The sequence below is a fragment of the Natrinema marinum genome (assembly GCF_024296685.1).
Lineage (GTDB): Archaea > Halobacteriota > Halobacteria > Halobacteriales > Natrialbaceae > Natrinema > Natrinema marinum.
Genome location: NZ_CP100763.1, coordinates 589,189 through 607,536 on the forward strand (window position 1 = coordinate 589,189; position 18,348 = coordinate 607,536).

General features: G+C 68.6%; 19 protein-coding genes. 9 read left to right on the top strand and 10 right to left on the bottom strand.

All coding sequences use genetic code 11. The features are described from left to right. Positions 1-11 precede the first annotated feature (11 nt). Genes NKH51_RS03025 through NKH51_RS03040 form a run of 4 tightly spaced genes read right to left on the bottom strand, consistent with a single transcriptional unit; the run spans position 12 to position 2,544 of the window. Positions 12-494, bottom strand: coding sequence for a hypothetical protein (locus NKH51_RS03025; protein ID WP_254763766.1), 483 nt, complete (start codon positions 492-494; stop codon positions 12-14). 47 nt (positions 495-541) lie between these two features. Next, complete coding sequence (gene queC / locus NKH51_RS03030; RefSeq protein ID WP_254763768.1) at positions 542-1,276, bottom strand: 7-cyano-7-deazaguanine synthase QueC; 735 nt, start codon at positions 1,274-1,276, stop codon at positions 542-544. A 7-nt stretch (positions 1,277-1,283) separates the two neighbouring features. Further along, entirely contained in the window at positions 1,284-2,066 is a 783-nt protein-coding gene (locus NKH51_RS03035; protein ID WP_254763770.1) for a 7-carboxy-7-deazaguanine synthase QueE, read from the bottom strand. Between the two features lies 1 nt (position 2,067). Beyond that, positions 2,068-2,544 (bottom strand): 6-pyruvoyl trahydropterin synthase family protein, encoded by a 477-nt coding sequence (locus NKH51_RS03040; protein ID WP_425606699.1) that lies wholly within the window; start codon positions 2,542-2,544, stop codon positions 2,068-2,070. A 189-nt stretch (positions 2,545-2,733) separates the two neighbouring features. Between NKH51_RS03040 and NKH51_RS03045 the strand changes: the two genes are divergently transcribed. Then, positions 2,734-3,633 (top strand): beta propeller repeat protein, encoded by a 900-nt coding sequence (locus NKH51_RS03045; RefSeq protein ID WP_254763773.1) that lies wholly within the window; start codon positions 2,734-2,736, stop codon positions 3,631-3,633. A 12-nt stretch (positions 3,634-3,645) separates the two neighbouring features. Here NKH51_RS03045 and NKH51_RS03050 read toward each other — a convergent pair whose 3' ends face one another. Next, a complete protein-coding gene (locus NKH51_RS03050) occupies positions 3,646-4,806 on the bottom strand; it encodes a WD40/YVTN/BNR-like repeat-containing protein (RefSeq protein WP_254763775.1) in 1,161 nt (386 codons plus the stop codon). 123 nt (positions 4,807-4,929) lie between these two features. Next, on the bottom strand, positions 4,930-5,286 hold the full coding sequence (locus NKH51_RS03055) for a winged helix-turn-helix domain-containing protein (protein ID WP_254763777.1): 357 nt from the start codon (positions 5,284-5,286) through the stop codon (positions 4,930-4,932). A 163-nt stretch (positions 5,287-5,449) separates the two neighbouring features. Between NKH51_RS03055 and NKH51_RS03060 the strand changes: the two genes are divergently transcribed. Next, on the top strand, positions 5,450-6,145 hold the full coding sequence (locus tag NKH51_RS03060; RefSeq protein ID WP_254763779.1) for a competence/damage-inducible protein A: 696 nt from the start codon (positions 5,450-5,452) through the stop codon (positions 6,143-6,145). On the opposite strand, the gene NKH51_RS18785 is transcribed toward NKH51_RS03060, so the two are convergent. Continuing rightward, positions 6,142-6,273, bottom strand: coding sequence for a hypothetical protein (locus NKH51_RS18785; RefSeq protein WP_256527490.1), 132 nt, complete (start codon positions 6,271-6,273; stop codon positions 6,142-6,144). The two genes, NKH51_RS03060 and NKH51_RS18785, sit on opposite strands and share 4 nt — an antisense overlap. A 191-nt stretch (positions 6,274-6,464) precedes the next feature. Here NKH51_RS18785 and NKH51_RS03065 point away from each other — a divergent pair, with 191 nt between their 5' ends. The 7 genes from NKH51_RS03065 (at position 6,465) to NKH51_RS03095 (ending at position 11,544) form a co-directional block, all read left to right on the top strand. Next, positions 6,465-7,628 (top strand): ATP-NAD kinase family protein, encoded by a 1,164-nt coding sequence (locus NKH51_RS03065; RefSeq protein WP_254763780.1) that lies wholly within the window; start codon positions 6,465-6,467, stop codon positions 7,626-7,628. A gap of 131 nt (positions 7,629-7,759) precedes the next feature. Next, positions 7,760-8,791 (top strand): phosphate uptake regulator PhoU, encoded by a 1,032-nt coding sequence (locus NKH51_RS03070; protein WP_254763781.1) that lies wholly within the window; start codon positions 7,760-7,762, stop codon positions 8,789-8,791. A gap of 73 nt (positions 8,792-8,864) precedes the next feature. Further along, entirely contained in the window at positions 8,865-9,050 is a 186-nt protein-coding gene (locus tag NKH51_RS03075; protein ID WP_254763782.1) for a DUF7525 family protein, read from the top strand. A 139-nt stretch (positions 9,051-9,189) separates the two neighbouring features. Then, entirely contained in the window at positions 9,190-9,414 is a 225-nt protein-coding gene (locus NKH51_RS03080) for a DUF7123 family protein (RefSeq protein WP_254763783.1), read from the top strand. Positions 9,415-9,540: 126 nt separating this feature from the next. Next, the gene (locus NKH51_RS03085) at positions 9,541-9,975 is read left to right on the top strand and encodes an SRPBCC family protein (RefSeq protein WP_254763784.1); all 435 of its coding nucleotides are present in this window, start codon (positions 9,541-9,543) and stop codon (positions 9,973-9,975) included. A gap of 27 nt (positions 9,976-10,002) precedes the next feature. Continuing rightward, the gene (locus NKH51_RS03090; RefSeq protein ID WP_254763785.1) at positions 10,003-10,863 is read left to right on the top strand and encodes a carbon-nitrogen family hydrolase; all 861 of its coding nucleotides are present in this window, start codon (positions 10,003-10,005) and stop codon (positions 10,861-10,863) included. 126 nt (positions 10,864-10,989) lie between these two features. Next, a complete protein-coding gene (locus tag NKH51_RS03095) occupies positions 10,990-11,544 on the top strand; it encodes a hypothetical protein (protein ID WP_254763786.1) in 555 nt (184 codons plus the stop codon). A 300-nt stretch (positions 11,545-11,844) separates the two neighbouring features. On the opposite strand, the gene NKH51_RS03100 is transcribed toward NKH51_RS03095, so the two are convergent. From NKH51_RS03100 to NKH51_RS03110, 3 genes are all read right to left on the bottom strand, one after another. Beyond that, positions 11,845-12,567: a hypothetical protein gene (locus NKH51_RS03100; RefSeq protein ID WP_345779979.1), complete on the bottom strand. Its 723-nt coding sequence runs from the start codon at positions 12,565-12,567 to the stop codon at positions 11,845-11,847. 137 nt (positions 12,568-12,704) lie between these two features. Beyond that, entirely contained in the window at positions 12,705-13,901 is a 1,197-nt protein-coding gene (glmU, locus tag NKH51_RS03105) for a bifunctional sugar-1-phosphate nucleotidylyltransferase/acetyltransferase (protein ID WP_254763788.1), read from the bottom strand. 127 nt (positions 13,902-14,028) lie between these two features. Continuing rightward, positions 14,029-18,252: a sister chromatid cohesion protein PDS5 gene (locus tag NKH51_RS03110; RefSeq protein WP_254763789.1), complete on the bottom strand. Its 4,224-nt coding sequence runs from the start codon at positions 18,250-18,252 to the stop codon at positions 14,029-14,031. Positions 18,253-18,348: the final 96 nt, after the last annotated feature.

The following is an 18,348-nucleotide window of genomic DNA, read 5'->3' on the forward strand; positions in this document are numbered from 1 at the left end:
GAACGGTGTCGTCACCGGCTACCGTTCGCGTCCGTCGACGACCCCGTCTCGGCTGACCCGATCGCCGGTGGCGGATCCGCGCCGCGGCGTGGCGGCTCGAGCCCCCTGTGAATCGGTGAACAGAGCCGGACCGCGTAGAGACAGAGGATCGTACCGGTGGCGGCGAAGACGAACAGGATGGTCGGATCGGCGAGGTGGACGAGTTTCAGGATGTCGAGCCCGAGGCTGCCGAGGAGCAGCGAGAGGAGTTGCCCGCCGTCGGCCCAGTCCGGCACCCGGTCGGCGATGGCGTCTCGATAGTACGTCGCGTACAGGAAGCCACAGCACGCGCCGAGGAGTACCAGCGAGGGGTGGTCGATCGGTCGGGGCAGTCCCGTATCGGCGTGGACGAGCCACCCGTAAATCGGTAGCGCGACGAGCAGGGCCACGAACTCACCGCGACGCCGGTCCGGAAACCGCCAGCTACCGTCCTCGTCTCGAAACCAGTGTCGCATCGGGAGGGCACCGTCGCTTCGTTCGACGTGTCGGCTTGTGAAGGTTTCTACGACTCGCCGTCGGCGTACGATGGCCGCTCCGCGTACTCGATCGGGTCGCGGACGCCGACGTTCTGGAACGCCTGCAGTCGGAATGCACAGGCGTCGCAGGTGCCACAGGCGGGTTCGTTCTCGCGGTAGCAACTCCAGGTGTGCTCGTAGGGGACTTCGAGGTCGACGCCGCGCTCGGCGATGTCCGTTTTCGACCACTCGACGAACGGCGCTTCGATCGAGATCTCGGTCTCGGTTTTCGTCCCCACGTCGACGACGGTCTCGAAAGCCTCGAAGAAGGCGGGCCGGCAGTCGGGATAGCCCGAGAAGTCCTCGCTGTGTGCCCCGATGAAGACCGCCTCGCAGTCGTTCGCTTCGGCGTAGGAGACCGCCATCGCGAGCAGGTTCGCGTTCCGGAACGGGACGTAGGAGGTCGGAATCTCGTCGCTCTCGAGATCGGCGTCCGCGACGGCCATCTCGTCGTCCGTGAGACTCGAGGCCCCGATCGCCGCGAGGTGCCCGGTCTCGATCCGCAGGAAGTCGGCCGCGTCGAACTCGTCGGCGAGTCGGCGGGCGCACTCGAGTTCGCGGTCCTCGGTGCGCTGGCCGTAGGAGGTGTGCAAGGCGTAAATCTCGTAGCCCCGCTCGCGGGCCTCGGCGGCGGCGGTGGCGCTGTCCATCCCACCGGAGAGGAGGACGACGGCGCGTTTCTCGGTCTGTTCGTCGGTCGCGGAATCGGCAGGCTCAGTCATATTTGTATCAGGTCTCGGGCGCGTCGTTCCAGAGGTCGACGTGCAGTCGCGGCGTGTACCGGAAGCCGTACTCCATCGCGAGGTCGGCGACCCGCGTTCGGGTCTCGGCAAGCCGTTCGCGGGTCGCTCCCTCGGGCATCAGGAGGACGTCGCCGTCGCGGATCGGCGCGTCGGCGGCCGCTCGCAGGTCCGCGAGCAACTCGAGAATCTCGGGCATATCGTCGGCATCGGTGACGACGAACTTCAGTTGGCAGTCGTAGTTCTCGACCAACCGAGAGAGCGTCCTGAGGTCGATGCGGTCGTTCTCGTGGCGCTCGGCCCACTCGCCGTCCCCCTTGGGATCGCGCTCGGGCGTCGGCGTACTGCTCTCGAGCTTGGGACTCACGGAGGCGAGATCGATCGGCGCATCCCGATAGATCGTCCCGTTGGTCTCGACGGTGGTGTGGTAGCCCCGATCGTCGAGTGCCTCGAGCAAGGCGACGCTCTCCTCGTGGATCAGCGGTTCGCCGCCGGTGAGGACGACGTGGTCGGCGTCGTAGGATTCGATCTCGGCGACGATCTCCTCGAGTCCGAGCCACGCGTGGGTTGGCTCCCAGGAGGTGTGATACGAGTCGCAGAACCAACAGCGGAGGTTGCAGCCGCTCGTGCGGACGAACACGGACGGCACACCGGCCAGCGTCCCCTCGCCCTGCAGCGAGTAGAACAGTTCGTTGATCGGCAGGCCGTCGGGCGCGTCCTCGCCCCCGGCCTCGCTCTCCGACTCGAGGTCGACGGAATCGGAAACCGGCATCTCAGATCTCGCTGCCCCCGCAGAGTTCGCTCGTCTCGTTGACCTGCACGGACACGTCGGTGACCGTCTCGGGGAGCGCCGACGCGAGTTTCCGCTCGAGGACGACGCTCATCACCTCGGCCGTCGGGGGGTGCTCGAGGACGACGACCGCGTCGGCGTCGCCGGCCGCTTCGAAGGCCTCGATCAGGGGGTCCCCGGCCTCGAGCAGGAACATGTGATCCCACTCGTCTATGACCGCAGTAATATCGCCCTTGTCGGCGATCCACCCTTCTTCGGTCAGGCGGCCCGTGACGGAGACGGCGACCTCGTAGTTGTGGCCGTGGGGTCGCGAACACTTCCCGTCGTGGTGTTGTATCCGGTGGCCCGAACTGATTCTGATCGGACGGTCTCGTCCGACGTGGAGAGTGCGCTGGGCGCCGACGACCGACTCCTTGCGGAGCGCCTCGTCGGTTTCCTCCCTGGCCGGCCGGTTCTCTATGCTCTCAGTCACACCCTGGTATTCTCTTGAGAATACTTAAGTCTGGAGGATCGTCGCTCCTCGGACTCGAGCGCAACGTCGGGTACTCTCGGTCGTCGACGCTGTGCTCGAGTGAACCGCTCACCTGCCGACACCTAGACGATTCGAGCGATCTCCGGTGCTCTTGGGTCGGAAGCGCCAACGGACGCTATGTGGAACTTCGAAGACGGTGCGGACGAACCGCTCGCGTGGACGACCGCCGACGCGCCCGTTTCGGGGACCGTCTACGACGTGACCGAGACGGCGAACGGCCCCTGTGCCGTTGGCGACGGCGGGACCGTCCTCGGCCGTGCTGGCGACGGCACCTGGGGCGTCATCGTTTCGGACGGTCCCGGAGCGCGCGGCGAGACGCTCCGTGCGGTCGCGGCGACCGACGACGGCCGTCGGATCTGGGTGTCCGGGACCGGCGGTGCAGTGGGCTACTACGACCTCGAGCGCGGCGACCGGGTTGACTGCTCGCAGCCCGACGGGATAGACGTGACGTTTCACGCCCTGACAGTCTCGGGCGCTCGCGGTTCGGAGAAACTCCTACTGGCCGACGGCAACGGCGTCGTCCTCCCCGGCACCGTCGACGGTGAGAATCCGACGTGGGACCGGCGGACGACTCCCGCCGACGGCACCGCGATAACCGCGCTCGCGGCTGACGAGGCAGGATACGGCTACGGGGTCGATGGCAACGGAACCGTCTGGCAGACGACGCCAGCGGGCTGGGAGCGGATCGGCATCGCCGACGCGGAAGACAGCCTCTACGCGGCCGTCGCGTCTGGGTCGACGCTCGTCGTCGGCGGCGGAAACGGCCGTCTCTACGACCGCAACGAGGCCGGCGGCTGGACTCCCCACTCGCTCGGTGACGCCGGGATCGAGTGTCTGGACGCGGACGGAGCGACGCGACTGGCCGGCGGTGAGGGCGGCCTCCTTCGGGTCCGCGAAAACGAGACGTGGCACGAAACGGACTGGGACGGCGACGCGACGGTTCACGGCGTGCTCGCCGGTCCGCCGCACATCGCCGTCGGCGAAAACGGGCTCGTCCTCGAGTCGACAGACGAGTAATTCGGCTCGCGGTTACGCGTTCTTCGAGTCGCTCGAGTCGGGATCCGACGAGGAACTGCTCGAACCGCTATCGGACCCGGAGTCGCTCGACCCGTCGGGAGATCCGGAACTCGAGTCGTCGGTCGACTGCGTCTCTTCGCCGCCGGTTTCGGCATCGGTCGATTCGTTCCCGGAACCGTCGGTACCGGCGTCGCTCGGATCGTAGCTCTCGCCGCGGCCGTCGAAGTTGTCGCCGTCGGCGCTCGATCGCGCGTCGCGGGGCTTGCCGCGGGGGCGTTCGATGACGAGTCCACTCTTGCCGACGGCGATGTCCGGGCGATCCAGTGCGACGTCGTTGAGCACGCTCTCGGTCGGCGTATGCCGTTTCTCCCAGCGCTCGCCGCCGTCGATGCGCTGGTAGAAGGCGCCGGCGTCGCCGAGGGCCACGAGCTGCTCGTCGTACTTGTCGAACGCGCGGAGGGACTTCTCGCCGACGCGGATCGGGGTCCAGCCCCGGTAGGAGTCGTCGTACCGGTAGACGCGACCGTCGCCGGCGGCGACGTAGACGCGTTCGTCCTCGCCCGCCCAGATGTCGTAGAACTTTACCTGCGAGTTGACGATACCGATATCCTCCCAGCCGTCGTCTGCCGTCGTTTTGAACGCATTGCCGCTCGTGTCGACGGCGTAGCCGTAGCCGTTGGGCGAGGCCGCGAGCGCGGCGACTTTCGATCCCTGATCGTTGGGCTTGCTGGTGACGCCCCAGTTCACGTCGAAACCGTGGATCGTGACCGGGAGGATCTCGCCGGAACCGTTCGCGACGAGGAGCTTCTCGTCGCCGGTCTCGCCCGAGACGGCGAGTCCCTCCCACGTGCTCGTCATCTCCTTGGGATAGGAGTAGTCGAACTTCCGGCGCGTCTCGATGTCGTAGCAGCCGATCGCACCGCTCGAGCCGGCGAACCAGATCCGGCGGCCGTCGTCGGTGACGTCCAGCCCGCGGAGCTGGTTGCTCCTGACGTTCGGGCCGTCTTCGATGATCACTTCCCAGCCGTCGCCGCGGTCGGCGACGATGACGCCGCCGTCACCGATCGCGTAGGGGCCGGCGACGGTGCTCACGACTTCGAACAGATCGGTCTCGAAGGGCGTTTCGACAGCCTGCCACTCGGGGTCATCCGCATCGGGACCAAGTTCCCACATGCAGCCGACCGAAACGGCTCGGCAGGGATAAGTAGTGTAGACGCTCTAATATGTTGGAGCGAACCGTTCGGGTCGCGACTCGCGGTCCCACCGGGCGCGGCGTCGCGCGCCGACGACGGTCGATCAGTCCTCGAGCTGGTCTTGCAGCCGGTTTTTCGCCTCGGTACGGCGCTTCCGTGAGAACTCGGGCGCGTCGTCCGAGAAGTCTATCTCGATCTCGTCGAGCGTTCGTCGGTAGATGTTCGTTCGACGCCCCTCCTCCGAGAGCTGTCGCCCCTCGCAGGTCAACAGCCCCGCGTCGACGAGTTCTTCGATCCGGCGGTAACACGTCGCGATCGGTATCTCGATCGCTTCGCTCAGTGCCTGGGCCGATTTCGGCGTCCCCGCTGCACAGAGGATTTCCGCGCTGTATTTGCTCCCCAGCGCGGAGAGTACTGCAGCCGAATTCGCATCGTCTTCTTGTGTCCGACTCCGAGACATAGTTCCCTCGTTACCAATTATCAAAATTGAATCTTATGGTTATCGTGAGTCTTCCATTATATGGTATCCCGTAGCATAATCTGACGACCGGCAGAACGGAGCGACCGAGCGCGGCGGCGAGGCGAGCGAGACGCATTTGAGGTCCCGGCTCGAACGGCGCGGTATGAACGTCGCGGTCGTGACGGTCGGCGACGAACTGCTCGCCGGACGAACGACGGATACGAACGCAACGTGGCTCTGCGAGCGCCTCGCCGATCGCGGCGTCGGCGTCGAGCGCGTCACGACGGTCCCCGACCGGATCGGCGATATCGCTCGCGTCGTCAACGAGTACCGGGCCGAGTACGACGCCGTCATCGTCACCGGCGGGCTCGGCCCGACCCACGACGATCTCACCATGGAGGGCGTCGCGGCCGCGCTCGGGCGCTCGGTCGAGGAACACGACGCCGCGCTCGCCTGGCTCGAGGAAAACGGCTACGCGCGCGCCGATCTCGCCTCGGGAACGACGGAGCTCCCGGCGGGCGCGCGAGCGCTACACAATGAGGCGGGCGTCGCCCCCGGCGCGGTCCTCGAGGGCGTCTACGTGCTTCCCGGCGTGCCCGAGGAAATGAAGGCGATGTTCGAGACGATCGCCGACGAGTTTTCGGGGACGCCGACCTATCGGGAGACGGTCGTCGCCGACGAGCCCGAAAGCGCGCTGCTCGATCGGATCGCCGACGTGCGCGAGCGGTTCGACATCACCGTCGGGAGCTATCCGGGCGAGTCGGTCCGGCTCGAGCTCACGGGGACGAACGAGGAGACGGTCGAAGAAGCGGCCGCGTGGCTCCGCGAGCGAGTCGAATCGCCGGACGGCGAGAGTTAACGGTACAGATACGCGACCCAGACGATCGTTACCAGCAGGCCGAGGGCGAGCGCGCCCCAGCCGACCGCGGCCATCGGCAGTTGGGGATCCGTTTCCGTCGCGAGAACGGCGGCGTGCAGTGCGTTCATGGTCGGCGATCGGTCCCCGGTCCCCTTAATCTTTCAGAAATCGCGTCAGTCCCCGTTCGCTCGTCGGACTCGCGGCTCGAGCGGCCGACGAGCAGCGGTGGCCGCGGCCTCGTCTGTGAGCCGCAAGCCCGACGAAATCCCGCCCGAACGGACACGACACGGCTTTCCGGCTGGCGCGCCCACTGATCGGCATGGAGTCCATCGGCGTCGTCGTCAACCCGATCGCGGGGATGGGCGGTCGGGTGGGGCTGAAGGGGACCGACGGGAAACTCGAGGAGGCGCGCCGCCGGGGCGCCGAGCCGCGAGCGCCGGAGCGGGCCCGCGAGGCGCTGCGATCGCTGCACCGGCGCGCTCCCGATCTCTCCGTCTACACGGCCGCGGGCGTGATGGGCGAGCGCGCGGCGCGAGACGCCGGCTACGAGCCGACGGTCGTCTACGATCCGGCGGCCGGGACGGAGGACACTGCCGATGGGTCGGCAGGCGGCAGCGATCCGGCGACCGCGGAGACGACGGCGGCCGACACCCGCGCGGCCGTCCGGGCACTGCTCGAGCGGGGCGTCGATCTCGTCCTGTTCGTCGGCGGCGACGGCACCGCCGTCGACGTCGCGAGCGTGCTCGAGGCCGACGCCGATGGCGAGACGCCGATGCTCGGCGTGCCGGCGGGCGTCAAGATCTACTCGTCGGTGTTCGGCGTGACGCCGGCCGACGCGGGCCGGATCGCCGCCGAATTCGACCGCGTCGAGGCCCGCGAGGTCAACGATATCGACGAGGACGCCTACCGCGAGGGCGAGGTACGGACCGAACTGCGGGCCATCGTCCCCGTTCCCGTCGCGCCAGACGTGCAATCGGGCAAGCAGGTCTCGAGCGGGAGCGTCGACGCGCTGGCGTCCGGCTTCGCTCGCGAGGTCGAACCGGGCCGAACCTACCTCTTCGGTCCCGGCAGCACCGTCGGCGCGATCGAGCGGGAACTGGGCATCGAGCCGTCGCCGCTGGGCGTCGATGTCTGGCGGGCGTCCGAGGCCGGTGGGGGTGACGAGCCGACCGGTCGGGCCGGCGAGGTCCTCGCCCGCGACGCCTCGGAGGCGGCGATCCTCGAGGTCCTCGCCGAGCCGATCACGGTCGTCGTCTCGCCGATCGGCGGGCAGGGCTTTATCTTCGGCCGGGGGAACCACCAGCTCTCACCGTCGGTGCTCGAGCGGGCCGACGAAATCGCGGTCATCGCGTCGGGGGAGAAACTGGACGGAATCGACTCGCTGCGCGTCGACACCGACGACGCCGAACTCGACGACCGGCTTCGCGGCTGGACGCAGGTGCGTACGGGCCGATTTACGACCCGGCTGGTGAAAGTCGTCTGAGCGCGTCCGCGGTCGGCCGAGTTGTTTAAGGAGGTGCGCGAGGTGGGCAGATAACTCAACCATATAACGATTCGGCGATATATAATGACCATATAGTCAAGATTAAGGTGAAGTCGATCATAGAGGGGGGCATGGAAACGCGGAAAGTGCAACGACTCGGTCCGTCGACGCTCGCGATGACCCTCCCAGCGGAGTGGGCCTCCGAGCACGGCGTCGAGAAGGGCGACGAGGTGTCGTTACGGACGAGCGGCAAGGGCACGCTGACCGTGATGCCCGAGTCCGCGAATACGGAGGAGACGGAAGCCATTATCCACACCGACGATCTCGACGCCGACGCCGTCGAGCGCGCGATCGTCGCGCAGTACGTCCTCGGACGGCGCATCATTCGCATCGAACGCGAGGACGGCGCTCTCGAGTCGGCCCACATCAACGCCGTCTACCAGGCCGAGACGCAGTTGATGGGACTGGGCGTCATCGAGGAGACCCCAGAGAGCATCTCGATCCGCTGTTCGGTCGATCCCGAGGACTTCACGCTCGACAACCTGCTCGAGCGCCTCGAGCGGACCGGCCAGACGATGCGCGGTGAAGGGATCAAGGCGCTGGCCCACGGGAACCCCGATCTGGCCCAGCGCGCGCTGAACCGGGAGCGGCAGGCGAACAAGATCTTCGTCCTCCTGTTGCGCCTGATCTTCACGGCCTACCAGAACCCGAACCTCGCGCGCGCCGTCGGCTTGAACAGCGGCTTCCCGCTGATCGGCTACCGCTCGATCGCGAAGAACCTCGAGTTGACCGCCGACAACGCCGAGGACATCGCCGAGATCGTCATCGAGACCGAGGGACACAGCCTGAACGTCGATAGCTCGGTGATGCGTGACATCCGAGAGCTGAACGACCTCGTCGACGAGATCACCTCGAGAGCCGTCGAGGCGGCCGTCGAGCGCGACTACAACAAGTCCAACGAGGTCCGATCGCTGTTTCACGAGGTCTCCGACCTCGAGCAGGAGATCCTCGCCGAACTGCCGGAGATGGACAACGAGGACCTGTTGCGCATCCGCGAGGTGCTCGTCAGCCTCCAGCAGACCGCCCAGTACGCGATGCGAAACGCCGAGATCGCGGCCAACCTCGCGCTCAACGAGGAGTCCGAGCACACGACGATCAAGTGACCGCTCGCGCACCGTTTCGGCGAATCGCTCAGGAATGAGTGAAGTTAAGAGACCCCACACACAACGCCCGAACATGGCTACGCAATCCGAATCGACGGACAAAGGCGTTGGACTGGCGCTCGCGCTGGGCGCACTCGCGGTGATCGGCGCGCTGTTGATGCTGACCGGCGCACCCGAGATCACGGCTGCATGGGGCTTTGCCGCCGCCGTTCTCTTTAGCTCGCTGGCGGTCGTCGGCATCCACCTCTACTGGGACTGACTCGACGCGACTCGAGCGGGCGGCGTCCCAGTCCGGTTCGGCGCCGTCGTCTTCGGATCCGCGGGCGCGAGCACCGGTGGACCCGGACTGGTAGCCGTTAAGAGTTAAGAGCGACGCTGCCCTACGTCCAGTACGGACGATGACCGACTACTCCGACGAAGAGCGACAGATCCTCTCGCACCTCCGTGAGAGCGCCGCCCGCGGCGAGCAGTACTTCCGGGCGAAAAACATCGCGGACGCGATCGGACTCTCGTCGAAACAGGTCGGCGCTCGCCTGCCACTCCTCGCGGAGAAAGCAGACGAGGTCGACATCGAGAAGTGGGGCCGCGCTCGGTCGACGACCTGGCGAGTAACGATCAGTTGACCGCCCTCACCGCGTCGGCCGCTTCCTCCACCGTCGAACGCCACCCCCGATCCGGTCGGTACCGCTCGAGCCGGCATCGCCCGCCGGTCCACGGCATTTTTATCCGACAATCGCCCACCTACGGGCATGACTGTACGCGTCGACCGGTCGTTCGAAGTAGCCGCGTCGCCGGAACGAGTCTGGGAGTTCATCGCCGACCCGTCGAACCGGGCCCAGGCCATCAGCGTCGTCGAAGAGTACTCCGTGGACGATCCCGCCGGCCGGCGGGCCACCTGGCACGTCGAACTCCCCATCCCGCTCGTGCGCAAGACGGTCAGCGTCGACACCGAAGACGTCACCCGGACGCCGCCTGAGTACGTCAAATTCGTCGGCCGATCGAAAGTGCTGAAAGTCACCGGTGAACACGAGATCGTCGAGACCGACGAGGGCGCACGCCTCGAGAACCGTTTCGTCGTCGACGGCAAACTACCGGGCGTCGAGAAGTTCTTCAAGCGGAATCTCGACTCGGAACTCGAGAACCTCCAGCGGGCGCTCGAGCGCGACCTCCGGACGACACAGTAACGGTGGTGGAGCGGCCACTGTCGGCACATGATCCTCGCGACCGACGGCGGAGACGGCGACGACGGGAGCGCTGACGGCGACGCGCTGACGCTCGCGCTCGCACAGATCCGCGTCGAAGCTGGTGAGGTCGAGGCAAATGTCGAGCGAGCGCTGTCGGCGGTCGCGCGGGCCGCCGAGCGCGGCGCGGACCTCGTCGCGCTCCCCGAACTGTTCAACGTGGGTTATTTCGCGTTCGACCTCTACGCGCGCAACGCCGAACCGTTCGGCGGCGAGACCTTCACCCGACTCCGTGAGGCCGCGTCCGAACACGGAATCGCCGTCCTCGCGGGCAGCATCGTCGAGGACCTGGCGGCGACCGAGGCCGTCGACACGCCAGCCGACGAAGGGCTGGCCAACACCGCCGCGCTGTTCGACGCCGCCGGCGACCTGCGACTCGTCTACCGGAAACACCACCTGTTCGGCTACGAGTCGGCCGAGTCGGAACTGCTCGTCCCCGGCGAGCGCCTCGAGACGGCGACGATCGGCGGCCTCACCGTCGGCGTGACGACCTGTTACGACCTGCGGTTCCCGGAACTCTACCGACAACTCGTCGACGACGGCGTCGAACTACTTCTCGTCCCGAGCGCGTGGCCCTACCCCCGCATCGAGCACTGGAAGACCCTCTCGCGGGCTCGCGCGATCGAGAACCAGGCCTACGTCGCGACGATCAACGGTTCTGGCGCGTTCGAGGATGCCACGCTGCTCGGGCGCTCGAGCATCTACGATCCGTGGGGCGTCTCGCTGGCCTCGAGCGGCGATGAACCGGCGCTGGTGACGACCGAGGTCGATCCGGCGACGGTCGCGGCGGTCCGCGCGGAGTTTCCGGCGCTGCGGGATCGTCGACTGTAACGGTTGCTCGTCGCCGCTGTGCAGAGCAGCCCGCAGGTTGTTGTGACGATCACGTTTTAGTCTACCGGTCGCTCAAACGTTCGTTTCACCAAAAATGGCTTGTATCCTTTCACCGTCTCGAACGATATGAAACGCCGCGGCTACGTGGCTGCGCTCGGTGCGAGCGTCGCGTCGCTCGCGGGACTCACAGCGTTCGCGAAGCCAGACCTCCTGTTGACGCTGGGGAAAGGAACGCGAGGAACCGGTGACGACGTTTCGGTCACGAAGTCGATCGACGGGGAGGAGGTTTCGTACCTCGAGGAAACGAACGAGGTCCGGTATCCGACCGCCTACGCCGGGGGAGAACCGCAGCGATACGCTACGGAGGATTTCCGGACGTGGGCGAAACGCAGGTCCGCACCCGTCGGTTCGACGGCGGTGCTGTCGACTATCGAGGACCGGTTGGCCGTCCCCGTCGACGGAGTCGGAAAGAGTGTGGGGAGGCGGGTACTCAGCACGGTGATATTCGTCGAGTATCTCCTCCCGCGCGAGGAAAACGGCTACCCGCCGGACTTGTCGTTTCAGAAGGTGGCTTCGGCGACGCCCCGCACGGTCCACGCTACGGTGGTGCTGGAAGGGAAACAGTACACCAGGGCAGTTCCGGTGATCGCGCGACGGAGCAATCAGGGGCAACCGAATTGACTGCCCGACTCGAGCGGCGACCGTTCGGTGCCGACCGGGTCGGCCATCGACCGCTGACTTTTTATTTCGGCGCGCCTTTACTCCGGATGCCGGCAACAGGCGCTTTTCACGTCTACACCGGCACTGCGCGTCGCTCCGGCCCGTCGCACGCGCTCGGCTCCCGGGACCGAGCGCAACGCCCGCATCCGTCACCTCGCCTCGTCCCACCTTTCGCCCCTTTCGCTTTCGGACAGCTCGAGCGAGAGCGATGTCACGCGGAAACAGTTCTAGTTGCCGTGTTTACAGATCGCCGGGCGGATATCAGAACGGGAAGCCGCCGTAGCGCAGGTAGACCATATCGAGGACCAAGAGCAGCTGGAAGAAGCCCTGTACGCCGCCGAGCATGGCGTTTTGCTGGCCGATCGCGGCGATGACCGACGGGTCGGGGTTGGCAGAGCGCATCTCCCGGTACATCCGGAGTTCGCCAGGCAGCAGGAAGCCAAAGCCCTGGACCGAGAGGATCGTGACGATGCCGAGCGCGACGGCGATCGCCGGCTCGGTCATCGCGAACTGGCCGCTAGTGAGCGCGACCCAGGCCAGCGAACCGACCGTCACGATGGCGAACGGGAGCTGCCAGCGCCGGTCATCCCAGGCGTTCAGTCGCCAGCCGAGCAACAACAGGATCGGGATCAGGTTCACCGCGGTAAACAGCGCCAGCCACGGCTCGGCGTGGGGAAACATCCCGATGCGCTGGGCCAGCGTGATGCCGCCGGCGATCGTGACGAACGCCAGCGACGGCAACAGAAACGCCGTCTTGGGCGTGAGCCGCTGGAACACGGCCGAACTCTGCTCGTCGTCGAGGCCGCCGATCACCGGGCCGAGCACGGTTCCGATGAAGATGTCGAACCCCGTCCAGAGCACCCCCGCCATCACGTGGACGTAGGTGTGTTGCTGGACCGTCCCCATCGTCACCGCGTAGCCGAGCGCGGCCAGCGGCACCGCGATGACGGCCACCGCGAAGGCCGGATTCGCTCGCACCCCCAATCCCTTGATCGTACCGCGAACCGTCGACGTCGACATACGCGCCAACTCCTACCACAACTCCTTAAATGATGTCGCTCGAGCAACTGCTTCCGAAATATTTCGGTCGGTAACGGAGCCGAGACCGGCGTCTCGCTCCTTTATCGGTCCCGATCGACGGTCTCGCCAGGTCTCGTCGTCGCGCCCGTGTCGAGTTTCAGTCCGGGCGAGAGACTCGAGTTGATCCCCGTCTTGACGCCGTCGCCGGCGACGACGCCGAACTTGCGTCGGCCCGTCGACACCCGATCGCCTTTGACAGTAAACCGGATATCGGCGTCGTCGTGGCGCAGGTTCGCGACGTTCGTTCCCGCACCGAAGTTGACGTTCTGACCCAGTACGCTGTCGCCGACGTACGAGAGGTGACTCACCGAGGTTCCCCGCGAGATAACGCTATTCTTTACTTCGACGGCGTGACCGATCTCGGCGTCCGGCCCGATCAGCGTCGCGCCACGCACGTAGGCGTTCGGTCCGATTTCGGCCCCCTCGCGGATCAGTGCGGGTCCCTCGATCACGACGCCGGGCTCGACGGTCGCGCCGTCCTCGACCACGACGTCGCCCTCGAGCCGTGCGTCCTCGCTCACGTCGCCGTCGATCCGGCGCTCGAGGGCGGCGAGTTTCCACTCGTTGGCCTCGAGCAGTTCCCACGGCCGGCCCACGTCGAGCCACCGCTCGAGCGTGACGGGCGTGACCGCGAACTCGTCGATGACGTGGGCGAGAACGTCCGTAATCTCGTGTTCGCCGCGTTCGCTTTCGGGCACCTCGAGCCACTCGCGGGCCTCGGCGGGAAAGGCGTACGCGCCGGCGTTGGCGAGGTTCGTCGGCGGGTCGGCCGGTTTCTCGACGATCTCCGTCACCCGGTCGGCCTCGCCGTCCGCGCCGGCGGTGCTGAGCACGCCGTAGTTGCTCGGTTCCGCGACCTCGATCGCGCAGACGGCCGGACAGGCGTCGAACAACCGATCGATCGCGGCGGGATCGTAGAGGTTGTCCCCGTTCAGGACGGCGAATGGGCCCTCGAGGTGGTCGGAGGCCGCGTTGACCGCGTCGGCCGTTCCGGCCTGGTCCTCCTGGACGGCGTAGGAGATCGGCACGCCGCGGTACGCGGCGCCGAAGTAGTCTCGAACCGTCTCGGCCTCGTAGCCGATCACGAGGACGATCTCGTCCGCACCAGCGTCGACGGCCGCGTCGACCGTGTGCGCGGCGAGCGGTCGATCGGCGACCGGGAGCATCGGCTTCGGTACCGATTCCGACAGCGGTCGCATTCGAGTACCCTGGCCCGCCGCGAGAACGACAGCCTTCATGTGTCCGCCCCTTCCACGAATCGCCGGATAAGCGATTCGTTCGCTCGCGATCGTCGTCCGACGCTGGGTGGCGGACATTGACCGCCCCACTGACCCCCTGATGGACCGGAGCGTGCCCGCAGCGTCGTCAAGGCGACCCGCTTCCGAAGCGCGTGAACAGCCCCGAAATCGAGTCCGTCCACGACGACGCGTCCCCGATCGCCGCGAGTCCGCCCGAGCCGCCGAGACAGAGCCGCCCGTTCGCGACTGCAATCGCCGTCGGCCGGTCGACGGCGGTCGGCTCGAGGGTCCACTGCTCCGACCCGTCGGCGGCCGAGAGCGCGCGGACGCGGCCGTCGGCGGTGCCGAGACAGACGGCGTCGCCGACGACCACCGGATCGGTCGTCGCCTCGCCGACGACGACCCGCCAGCGCTCGGCGGCCGTCGTCCCGTCGATCGCGTAGCAGCTCCCGTCCGCGCTGACGGCGTAGACCACGCCGTCCGCGACGGCCGGCGACGCCGCGATCCGGCCGCCGGTATCGAATCGGAATCGGCGCGAGCCGTCGGCGGCCGACAGTGCGCAGAGTGCATCGCCACAGCCGACGTAGACACGCTCGTCCGCGACCGCGGGCGGTGTCCGAATCTCGCCGTCAGCCTCGAGCACGGTCTCCCAGCGCCGTCGTCCGTCGGCGGCTGCGAGTGCGAGTACCCGATCCGCGCAGGCGGCGTAGACGACGCCGTCGTCGACGGCGATTCCGACCGCTGGTCCCTCGAGCGGAGCCGTCCAGACCGACCGTCCGGACTCGGCATCGACCGCGTGGAGGGCGTCGCCGGCGACGTAGACGGTCCCGTCGGCGACGAGCGGCGGCGTTCGGACGGCAGCGTCAGCCCGGTAGCGCCAGGCTCGCTCGCCCGTGTCGGCCGCGAGCGCGTCGACTCCCTTCTCGGTGGCGACGAAGACGGTGCCATCGACCGCGGCGGGAGTCGTCTCGACTCCCGTCTCCGTCTCGACGCTCCAGCGCTCACTCCCGTCCTCGAGGGCCAGCGCGGCGACGCGGCCGTCCTCGCTCGCGACGAAGACGGTGTCGCCGACCAGCGCCGGCGGGGTCGCGATCGCCCCGATCGCCTCGGTCCGCCACTGCGTCGTCGCTCGTCCGCCGGGTGGGTCGCCGTCGGCGACGTGACCGGTCCGCGCCGGATTCGCGCCCGCCATGGGCCAATCGCGCCGGGAAGTCCCGTCGCGGTCGCGGACGTGCTCGAGGCGCTCCGTCGCGGTCGTCGCCGCGCCCGAAACCGGCGGGACAGGATCGTCGACCAGCGGCCGAACCGCGGGCAGCGCGTCGACGGCCTCGATTGCCGTCAGCGTCCGAACGGCGGCCGCTCGGACCCGTGCGTCGGGGTCCGAGAGACACGGCCGCAGGTCGGCCGCGACGGCGTCGGGAACGGCCTCGAGACCTTCCACTTCGGCGACTTCGGCCAGCGCGGTTCCGGCGGTCGCCCGAACGTCGGCGTCCGGATCGGACAGCGCCGCGCGCAGGTCGTCGGTCACCGCGTCGAATCCGCTCGGATCGTCGTCGGCCATCGTCGCGAGCGTCCGTCCCGCGGTGGCTCGGACGACCGCGCTCTCGGCGGAGAGCCCGGCCGCGAGTTTCGAGAGACCGGTCGGCCGCAGGCGCTCGGACCGGTCGGCCAGCACCGAGAGCGCGAGCGTGGCCATCCCGGCGGCCCACGGCTCGTCGGGATCGGCATCCGCGAGGCGCTGTCCCAGCCCGGTGAGTCGGCTGTTGATCCCGTCGACATCGCTGGGCGTCTCGCCGCCGGCGACGATCGACGCGGCGTCGAGCGACCGATCGTCGACGGCCTCGAGTCGCTCATCCAGCGCGGAGCCGTCGTCTCGGCCCGTTATCGCGAGGGTGCCGAGCGCAAGGGCCGCGTGCCCGCGGACGACCTCGTCCTCGCCCTCCACAAGCAGGCCGGCCAGCTGGTCCCGGGCCGCGGCCGCGTCGTCCGGATCAGCGGCCGCCAGTCGAGCGATCTCGCCCGCCGTCGACTGGCGGTCGGCCGCGTCGAGTTCACCCGATTCGAGTCCGTTACAGCGTCGCCCGGTGACCGAGTCGCGATCAGTCCCCCCGACGGCGGTCGCCAGCGCCCGTGCGAGCGCTCGCCGTTCGGTCCTCTCGGCTGCTTGGAGCCGATCGAGCAGTGCCGGTTCGGCGTCTGCGATCAGCGTCGGGTTCGTCCTGGCGACATCTGCCAGCGCCGCGGCTACCGCCGCCGCCCGCTCGTCGCCGGCCGTCAGGACCTCCTCGAGGACCGCGAACGGCGTCGGTTTCGTCCCGGCGTCGGCCGCGAGCAGCGTCTCGAGCGCGTCCAGCGCCGCCGCGCGGACCGCCGGGGTCGGCTCGACGAGCGCGTCACAGAGGGCCGCGACGGCGGACCGAGTTTCGCCGCCGGTCTCGAGCCCGAGGACGGCCAGCGCCTCGCAGGCCGCGACGCGGATCGCCTCCTCGTCGGCGCCGGTCTCGGCCGCGGCCAGCGCGACCACCGGCCCGCGGTCGTCCGGCGCGTCGGGGGCGACCGCGACCAGCGTTTCGCGGACCGTTCCGCGGACGCTCCGATCCGGATCGTCGAGCGCGTCGAAGAGTCCCGGAAGCGCCGGTCGGACCTCGGCCGGTGTGCTTGCGGCGATCCGCTCGAGCGCGAGCGCCGCGTCGTTGCGCACGCTCGCGTCGTCGTCCGCCAGCCGGTCGCCGAGCGCCGGCACGACGTCGCGGACGGCCCGCGGCGTCTCGTCGGCGATCGGGATCAGATCGCGGGCGGCCGCCCGCCGCACCGCGGCGCTCTCGGCCTCGAGTCGCCGGCCCAGCGCCTCGATCGCCGGGAATGCGTCCGCCGTCCGCGATTCCGCGGTGGCGGCCAGCCTGCGGGCCGCGTCCCCGCGGAGCCACTCGTCGTCGCCCTCGAGGCGATCGACCAGCGCGGAAACGGTCTCCCCGTCATCCGGTTCCTCGAGCGCGAGCGAGCCCAGCGCGTCGGCGACGCGGTGACGGACCGGCTCGTGGGGATCGTCGAGCCGGTCGGCGACCCGCGAGACGACCGGTCGGACCGCCGCCGGCTCGGCCGCCGCGACGGCTGCGATGGCGCCGGCAGCCTCGATCCGGACGCGGTCGTCCTCGTCGTCGAGGACGCCAGCGAGGTCGGCGATGACGGGCGCGACGGTCTCGGGTGTGGCGTCCGCGACGGCCGCGATGGCGACGACGGCACGGCTCCGAACCACGGGCTCGTCGCGACCCAGCCGACGAGCGAGCGGTTCGACGGCCGAGCCGACCGCGTCGGGACGGGCCGCTGCTAGCGTCGCGAGCGTCTCGGTCGCGCGAACACGGACGGTCTCGAGCGGGTCCTCGAGCCGCTCGACGAGCGCGTCGACGGCCGGAACGGCAGCGTTGGGATCGACCTCGGCGCAGTCGCGGAGCGCGCGGACGGACTCGGTTCGAATCTCGGGTCCGTCTGCGAGGCTCGCGGCCAGCGCGTCGACGACGCCGCTGACGGCGTCCGGCTCGACCGTTGCGACGGCCGACAGCGCCGCTGCCGCGTCGGCCCGCACGGCGTCGCGGTCGTCGGCCAGCGCCGCCGCGATCGGATCGACCGACGGCGCGACCGCCGACGGACGCTCGGACGCGACGGCTCGGATCGTCAGCGCAGCGTGTTCCCTGACGGCCGGTTCGTCCTCGAGTCGAGTCACGAGCACTGGGAGGGCGTCGACGACGGCGTCGGGATCCGATGCGGCGACAGCCGCGAGGATCGCCGTCGCGTTCTCCCGGACCGTGACGATCTCGTCATCGGTCGCCGCCGCGACCTCGTCGGCGACCGGAACGACCCGCTCGGGCGCGGCGTCGGCGATCGACGCCAGCGCGTCCGTCGTCCGGGTTCGGACTTGCCCCTCGTCGTCGGTCACGTAGTTCGCGAGGGCCGTCGCCGAGTCGGCGACGGCGGTCGGTTCGTCGGCGGCGATCGACGCCAGCGCGTCGGCCGCGTCGACCCGCACCGCGGTCGACCCCTCGAGCCGATCGGTCAGCGACGGGACGCCGTCCCGCGCCGATTCGGGGTAGACGGTCGCGATAGCCGACAACGCCGCGACCGCGTGCGATCGGATCGCCGGCTCGTCCTCGAGTCGGTCGGTCAACGACGGGACGGCCGAGCGCACGTCGGCCGGCCTGTTCGCGGCCTCGTCGGCCAGCGTCTCGGCCGCGTACTCCCTGACCGTGGGGTCGTCGGCCGTCAGAAACTCCTCGAGTCGGTCGATCCCGACGGTGACCTCGAGTCCGTCGTGTCCGTCACCCGGTCCGTCCGTGATCTCGTTCGTACCTGACATGGTATCCCAGAACGCGTGCTCGCGATGCACGCCGTCGTACTGATAACTGCACCTCCAGATACAGTCAGTTAATCCTACGCCCGGCAAGGTCAGATC

Bases quoted from the DNA above. Each gene is read 5' to 3' on its own strand.
- NKH51_RS03055 (WP_254763777.1), bottom strand. From the start codon at position 5,286: ATGTCTCGGAGTCGGACACAAGAAGACGATGCGAATTCGGCTGCAGTA.
- NKH51_RS03035 (WP_254763770.1), bottom strand. From the start codon at position 2,066: ATGCCGGTTTCCGATTCCGTCGACCTCGAGTCGGAGAGCGAGGCCGGG.
- queC (WP_254763768.1), bottom strand. From the start codon at position 1,276: ATGACTGAGCCTGCCGATTCCGCGACCGACGAACAGACCGAGAAACGC.
- NKH51_RS03060 (WP_254763779.1), top strand. From the start codon at position 5,450: ATGAACGTCGCGGTCGTGACGGTCGGCGACGAACTGCTCGCCGGACGA.
- NKH51_RS03075 (WP_254763782.1), top strand. From the start codon at position 8,865: ATGGCTACGCAATCCGAATCGACGGACAAAGGCGTTGGACTGGCGCTC.
- NKH51_RS03050 (WP_254763775.1), bottom strand. From the start codon at position 4,806: ATGTGGGAACTTGGTCCCGATGCGGATGACCCCGAGTGGCAGGCTGTC.
- NKH51_RS03090 (WP_254763785.1), top strand. From the start codon at position 10,003: ATGATCCTCGCGACCGACGGCGGAGACGGCGACGACGGGAGCGCTGAC.
- NKH51_RS03080 (WP_254763783.1), top strand. From the start codon at position 9,190: ATGACCGACTACTCCGACGAAGAGCGACAGATCCTCTCGCACCTCCGT.
- NKH51_RS03025 (WP_254763766.1), bottom strand. From the start codon at position 494: ATGCGACACTGGTTTCGAGACGAGGACGGTAGCTGGCGGTTTCCGGAC.
- NKH51_RS03065 (WP_254763780.1), top strand. From the start codon at position 6,465: ATGGAGTCCATCGGCGTCGTCGTCAACCCGATCGCGGGGATGGGCGGT.
- NKH51_RS03085 (WP_254763784.1), top strand. From the start codon at position 9,541: ATGACTGTACGCGTCGACCGGTCGTTCGAAGTAGCCGCGTCGCCGGAA.
- NKH51_RS03095 (WP_254763786.1), top strand. From the start codon at position 10,990: ATGAAACGCCGCGGCTACGTGGCTGCGCTCGGTGCGAGCGTCGCGTCG.
- glmU (WP_254763788.1), bottom strand. From the start codon at position 13,901: ATGAAGGCTGTCGTTCTCGCGGCGGGCCAGGGTACTCGAATGCGACCG.
- NKH51_RS03110 (WP_254763789.1), bottom strand. From the start codon at position 18,252: ATGTCAGGTACGAACGAGATCACGGACGGACCGGGTGACGGACACGAC.
- NKH51_RS03070 (WP_254763781.1), top strand. From the start codon at position 7,760: ATGGAAACGCGGAAAGTGCAACGACTCGGTCCGTCGACGCTCGCGATG.
- NKH51_RS03045 (WP_254763773.1), top strand. From the start codon at position 2,734: ATGTGGAACTTCGAAGACGGTGCGGACGAACCGCTCGCGTGGACGACC.
- NKH51_RS18785 (WP_256527490.1), bottom strand. From the start codon at position 6,273: ATGAACGCACTGCACGCCGCCGTTCTCGCGACGGAAACGGATCCCCAA.